The organism is Caballeronia sp. INML3B, assembly GCF_023631305.1.
Lineage (GTDB): Bacteria > Pseudomonadota > Gammaproteobacteria > Burkholderiales > Burkholderiaceae > Caballeronia > Caballeronia turbans.
Genome location: NZ_JALQDI010000076.1, coordinates 1 through 5,822 on the forward strand (window position 1 = coordinate 1; position 5,822 = coordinate 5,822).

Below are 5,822 nucleotides of genomic sequence, written 5' to 3' on the forward strand. Positions count from 1 at the left end.
TGTCTCCGTCAAGCTGAACGCGCCCATCATGCGTCGAAATATTCAGCAGTGGGAAACGGTTGTGCCGAGTCGCTTACTGAAGCGTAGGTTCGATTCGGCCTTTGCGGACGCCCCAATCTCGATCCGGATTAGACCGTGGCACGACGCTTTCCGGTCATTCACCTTAGCAAGACGGCTCGAGACAAAACCACGGCGTACGATCGGGGAAAAGCAATGCACCCAACACTGCGCTTGCTGCGGTGGTGGAGTCCGGAGGAGTCGGTGCGTCCCCTGGCCACGATCGAACAAGGTCAGATACGCGAAAAACGTCGTGGCCGATCGCCCAAGCAAGGTTTCGTCCGTGATTCATCGTCTCGCCACCATATTCTGTGAAGACGGGGTTCAGATAGGCAGCAAACGATACGCCGTCAAGCTTCCATAGATCATGGTCAAATACCTCGTCGAGTTCCAGCAGAGGTGCGGCCTTAAGAAGGACAGTGAGAGTTTCGTTCGGCCGTTCGACCAGCTCCGGTACTCCGGCATACGCATTCTGACTTCTTGCTAGAACATAATTGAATACAGAATCGGCTGCGATATCCCAACGCGCCACCCTTCCTCCGCAAGCGGTTAGGGAAGCGAAAATCCGGCCGGCCAGTTCGTCGGCGTTTTCGCCGAGGCGCAGTCTAGCGGCAGTTGACAGCGCGATCGCCCAATATGGCGCTTGCGCATCGCTCATCGATACGATCGAACCGCTATAGTGCTCCAGGATCAGTTGCAGGATCGAAGCAAAGAGCTCTTCCGACTCTCGACGTCGGCTCTCGTCATTGACCAAGGCAGGCGCCGCTCCCATCCAACCCAGCACCTTCGAGATTCGAATCGGCAGGTAAAACAGCTCCGAGATACCGCCTCCGCGAGTTGCCAGCAAGCAGAAAGGGTCCCGTTGAAGATGCTTTAGCAATGCCGATCCTGCATCCAGAAGCAGCCTTCCGGTAGCGTTGACCAGGCGGTCAATGCAACACCGTACCTCCGCTGACGCGATATAGGGCAACATGGAAACTGCGAGGGCTGCACACACTTGGGACTGCCTGAAAACATCGCTCGATAAGGTAGCTCGCTCCAACGTAGCATCCCGAAACCGCTCTACGAATCCTGCAAGCAGCTCGGGATTCGTGGCTATTGGCGACAACGCTGCACCGATCACGTCGGAGAACGAACGCGCACTCCATTCGCCGCTTATCGATGAATAAGCCCGCCAAAGATTGTCGTATCGCTCCCTAGTGATGTTGCTCGCACTGGGAGGCCAGGATTGCATAACTTCACGCAGGGGGCGTGCGGGGTCTTTGCCGTAATGGGGATTTCGGCAGAAGCCCGGAGGGCCGCCGACTGAATTTGCACGAGACATCAATCTGAAAAGGATCTAAGTCAATGGATATTCGCTCTACAAACACGGTCGTTCCGGTATCGATGCATGACAACGTGAAAGTCTGGGGGCTGTTCCCGAAGTTCTCCCTCTTCGAGCAGACACAGGGAACGTATCTGGAGGCGATCGAAGAGTGGACGATCGCGCCGCACACGCGCGCGACGCCTCATTCGCACGACACACACGAGTTTTATTACATCCTCGTTGGTGAGGCGGTCGTGCAGATTGAACAGGAAGCCAAGAAAGTCAAGCCCGGCGACCTCATCTATATTCCGCCGAGGGTTCCGCACAGCATCTGGCCCACGACCGACGAGGGCGTTCGCGCATTCTCGTTTTCGGTGAGTTACCAAGAACCGCGCGGGCCGGGCTACAAGGATGAAATACTGGCAGAAGTCCCCGTCACCGAGTGACGACGTTCGCTGCCCTTGCCACGCGAGTGCGAGGGCGTTGATCGAGGCACTACGAAAAAGGAGTCGAGCACGATGATAGAGGAGGAGTTGCGGCCGATGGCATTAAACGAATCGAGGAGGCAGGTCGCGTTGCTAGGGGCGGGTAGGATCGGAGTCGTTCACGCCAGGGCGCTCGCACAACTGCGCGACGTGGAACTGAGGTACGTAATGGACGTTGATGAAACCCGCTGCAAGGCGTTGACCTCGACCTTCGGCGGAGAGCCGGCGACGCTCGACGAGATACTCGCGGATACCCACGTGTCGGCGGTTATCATCGCGACGCCGACGAACACGCACGCTGAGCTGATCGTGACGTTCGCCCGCGAAGGCAAGGCAATTTTCTGTGAAAAACCTGTGGACATAGACCGCGAGCGTGTCTTGTCTTCTCTTCGCGCCGTAGAGGAGTCGGGCGTGCCGTTTGCCCTGGGTTTCATGCGCAGGTACGACCCTACATATCGCAGGATTTACGAACGGATCTTGGCTGGAGACATCGGTATCCCGGAACAGGTGACTATCTTCAACCGCGATGTGGCGCCGCCTCCTATCGACTTCGTCCGTGCATCCGGCGGCCTCGTGCGCGACATGACCAGCCACGATGTAGATCTTGCTAGCTGGTTGCTTGGCGAGGACCTCTGCACCGCATTTGCATCGGGCAGTTGTCTTATCGACCCGCGCATCGGCCAGGCTGGCGATGTCGATTCGTTGGCGGTCGTGCTTACAACGGCGACGGGGAAGCTCGTTCAAATCTCTGAGAGCCGGAGGTCGGCGTACGGTTACGACCAGCGTGTGGAAGTTCTAGGATCTCAGGGCATGCTCCAGGCGGGAAACAAGCTCGAATCGCTCGTCCTCCACGGTGGTTCACAAGGTCTGTCGTCGGCCAGACCATTGAATTTCTTCCTCGAGCGATACGAGGACGCATACCTGTTCCAACTGAGAGATTTTTTCGAATCACTGGAGGCTGGCCGTCGTCCCGCCGTGGGCGTTGCTGAAGCGCGGCGCGCATTGTTCGCGACGGAGGCCGTGCTCGAATCAATGAGAACGGGCGCGCGTGCGGATATCGAGCAAGCGTGACGCATCATCGCTCAAACCTATGCAAGGAGCAGAAGAATATGAGAGCACCGCTCAAGATCGGCGTCGTCGGAGTGGGCACCGTTAGCCTGAGAGGCGTCATTCCGCACCTGATTCAGTCCGACATCGCGCACAGAGTCCAACTGACGGCATTATGTGATCCCGTGGAATCGAGAGTGCGCGGCGCGGCCGAGAAATTTGGCGTCGCACAAGCCTTTACAAGCTATGAGCACTTTCTCGATGAAGCGGATATTGACGCGGTGACGCTTGCAACGCCGATTGGAATCCACTTTGAGCAGGGCAAGGCCGCATTGCTTGCAGGCAAACACGTTCACTTCAACAAGACCATGACGGTCAGCACGGCCGAGGCGGACGAGCTGATTGCTTTAGCGAAGGAAAGAGACCTCAAAATTGTTGCTTCGCCGGGCGAAATGCTCAGGCCGCACAATCAGGCAATCAAGCGGATGGTGGAAGATGGCACCCTCGGCACGCTCGCATGGGCAATCTGTGGGGCGGCATTCGAGAATTATCACGAAGACGAACCGGAGCGCGACAATGCGCCGGGCACGACGCCCATCGATCCCGGCTGGTACTTCAAAAAACCCGGAGGCGGACCGCTATACGATATGGCGGTTTATGCTCTGCATGGTCTCACAGGTATTCTCGGCCCCGCGCGGGCGGTGACTGCGCTTTCCGGCGTCCGTCTGCCAGAGCGAACGTTCAAAGACAAAACGATCGTGACCGAGTGCGATGACAACACGATTATGTTGTTGGACTTCGGGCGCGGTCTATTCGCGGTTGTGTATGGGACGGCGGCCGGTGGACTACGGGATTCTCTGGATTTCAGCGGAAGTTATTTCGGCACACGGGGAACAATCGCCGGCTTGCTGCTCAACGGGAAGCCATTTGACTACGCAAACCGCGATATCGCGATCTCCGCGCCTGACCATGGCATGCGTGCGGGCTTTGGTGGGAACGAATGGATCCTTCCGAACATCACCGGGCCCCACCGCGACATACCGGAGCAACACGTCTTTGCCGACGTCATGCAGCTCGTTGACTGGGTCGTCGATGGGACACCGTCCGTTGCAAGCGCGGAACATGCTCGACACGTAATCGAAATCATTGAGGCCGCATTCCGGTCAGCGGAAACCGGAATCGCGCAGGCTTTACAGACGACGTTCTGAACCGCTTGGCGGCGGTACAGCCGAGTACGTGTCGGTCTAGAGTTATGCGATTAGGGGAGCGCTGTCATTCTGAAGGCGCCCCCTTTCGATCTTGCAGAGCCGAAGACGATCCTATACGCAACGTCAGCGCAGAGGTAATCAGATGTTGACCGTAGACGTTGCGGCTAAGACATGCACGCTGTCATGTCGCGGGCGCTCCAGCCCAATTCGGACAACGCGTTATCAGATTGACTGAAGCTTGATGTTTTAGGACGTTGACGAGCCTCGAATGGCGGGTCGTGGTCCGGCAAGACTCGTTCGCTAATCGGGGAAGTTCGATGGTCGACTGCGCCCCGTTGCGAACGACAGCAAAGCGGCGCGCTGCAGCCGCACGGCGGATTAACGGCGAGCGTCGGCTAAGGCCGATTCAGGTTCCTCCGGCAGGTGCCGGCATCAGCACCCCAGCGTGAGCAAGGCAAGACGCTGCTGTCAAACAACGGGGATCGTGCGAGGAGGATGGCGCTCGCTACCGCGTTGTGAAATTGTTGGCAGAATTCGAGCCGTTAAAAGACTTAGAGTTATCTTAATAGCGGTCTTTGATGCTCAATATTCGATCGACACCGGTGGTCCACTGGCCGTTACTTACTCGCTACGAGGCGTGCCCCGTCGACCTGACGAAGTGCTCTCGGCCAGGAAGGGATGCTCGCGGTTTTCGGCATCTTGGCGTTCGAACGGCAGTTCGCGTCCGGGAGGCGTCGCTCAAGCTGTGGTGCGCAGCCCGTGCGAGGGATCCTGTTTCTGGCGCTCGCAGGATTCGGGGGACCGACACGACGGGTGTCGGCGCTTTGGCCAGAGAACAGTAAACATTAGTGTTGCTGTGTGCCGGATTGAATCGCGGCCTGGCGCTGCAATGACGTTTGCTCAGCCTGCAATCGCGCTTCAGCCTTTTGCAGATTGACCGGATAGTCCACATCAACAGCCAGCGGGTTGTAGCCGGCTTGTTCGAGATTGGCGAGTTCGGCGCGTACTTGTGCGCGTGTAAGTGGCGCATCGGTTTGAGCGAACGAAGTAATTGGAGCAGGGGCGAGCAGGGCGAAGGCAGCCGTCACGAAAATCTGTTTCATCAGATACCTACTTTTGGCGTAAGGGGCTTCCGAAGTACTGCTAGAAGCGTCAAAGTATATGCGTCTTAAGCTAGGTATTTTCCCTTAATTCGGACAAGACTACATTGCGCAAAGCACAATGCTGCGCGCCTACCGCCTTCAGATGGACCGCAGAAAGGCAGTAGACACGCCCAGTCGAAGATCTGAGGAGAGGGTGCGCGACCGCGCGATCTCCTTGGTGAGCTGCTTCACCGTACGGCACGCCAGCGTCAGTTCGCCGTGGGGTGACATGGCAAGCGCAATGAAGCGCGGCACGGACGGCTCCCTTGGCGCAGCGCGCCGTGAGCATTATCCGAGAGTGCTACGCCGACTTCGGCCCGACTTTGGCGCGCGAGAAGCTCGAGCAATGCCACGGCATCCGGCTGGCCAAGGAAACGGTGCGGCATCTGATGACCGAAGCGGGCCTGTGGGTACCGCGTTCACTGCGCGCCGACGAGAGTCTGGAGCGGGCGCTGACGTGGCGCAAAGCGCGACGGGTCACCAAGACGCTCACCGTGCAGTACGACCGCGTGTTGTATCTGCTGGAAGATACCGACGCGAACCGCGCGCTGATCCACCGTGACATCGAGGTGTGGGA

6 protein-coding genes and 1 pseudogene are annotated in these 5,822 nt (G+C 58.1%); 4 read left to right on the forward strand and 3 right to left on the reverse strand.

Annotated features, from left to right (window positions below; all coding sequences use genetic code 11):
* Positions 1–163: 163 nt before the first annotated feature.
* Positions 164–1,030: a hypothetical protein gene (locus NCS58_RS30955; RefSeq protein ID WP_250538988.1), complete on the reverse strand. Its 867-nt coding sequence runs from the start codon at positions 1,028–1,030 to the stop codon at positions 164–166.
* A gap of 374 nt (positions 1,031–1,404) precedes the next feature.
* Here NCS58_RS30955 and NCS58_RS30960 point away from each other — a divergent pair, with 374 nt between their 5' ends.
* From NCS58_RS30960 to NCS58_RS30970, 3 genes are all read left to right on the forward strand, one after another.
* Positions 1,405–1,809, forward strand: a complete 405-nt coding sequence (locus tag NCS58_RS30960) for a cupin domain-containing protein (RefSeq protein WP_250478120.1) — start codon at positions 1,405–1,407, stop codon at positions 1,807–1,809.
* Between the two features lie 96 nt (positions 1,810–1,905).
* Entirely contained in the window at positions 1,906–2,919 is a 1,014-nt protein-coding gene (locus tag NCS58_RS30965; RefSeq protein ID WP_250538989.1) for a Gfo/Idh/MocA family oxidoreductase, read from the forward strand.
* Positions 2,920–2,957: 38 nt separating this feature from the next.
* Positions 2,958–4,103, forward strand: coding sequence for a Gfo/Idh/MocA family protein (locus NCS58_RS30970; protein ID WP_250478121.1), 1,146 nt, complete (start codon positions 2,958–2,960; stop codon positions 4,101–4,103).
* A gap of 845 nt (positions 4,104–4,948) precedes the next feature.
* Here the strand turns inward: NCS58_RS30970 and NCS58_RS30975 are convergent.
* The gene (locus tag NCS58_RS30975) at positions 4,949–5,206 is read right to left on the reverse strand and encodes a DUF4148 domain-containing protein (protein WP_061121555.1); all 258 of its coding nucleotides are present in this window, start codon (positions 5,204–5,206) and stop codon (positions 4,949–4,951) included.
* Positions 5,207–5,344: 138 nt separating this feature from the next.
* A complete protein-coding gene (locus NCS58_RS30980) occupies positions 5,345–5,500 on the reverse strand; it encodes a hypothetical protein (protein ID WP_250478122.1) in 156 nt (51 codons plus the stop codon).
* Between the two features lie 11 nt (positions 5,501–5,511).
* Here NCS58_RS30980 and NCS58_RS30985 point away from each other — a divergent pair.
* Positions 5,512–5,822: pseudogene (locus tag NCS58_RS30985) on the forward strand (hypothetical protein); the annotation flags it as partial.

Excerpts from the sequence above, each read along its gene's own strand:
- NCS58_RS30955 (WP_250538988.1), bottom strand. The coding sequence starts at position 1,030 with ATGTTGCCCTATATCGCGTCAGCGGAGGTACGGTGTTGCATTGACCGC.
- NCS58_RS30960 (WP_250478120.1), top strand. The coding sequence starts at position 1,405 with ATGGATATTCGCTCTACAAACACGGTCGTTCCGGTATCGATGCATGAC.
- NCS58_RS30965 (WP_250538989.1), top strand. The coding sequence starts at position 1,906 with ATGGCATTAAACGAATCGAGGAGGCAGGTCGCGTTGCTAGGGGCGGGT.
- NCS58_RS30970 (WP_250478121.1), top strand. The coding sequence starts at position 2,958 with ATGAGAGCACCGCTCAAGATCGGCGTCGTCGGAGTGGGCACCGTTAGC.
- NCS58_RS30975 (WP_061121555.1), bottom strand. The coding sequence starts at position 5,206 with ATGAAACAGATTTTCGTGACGGCTGCCTTCGCCCTGCTCGCCCCTGCT.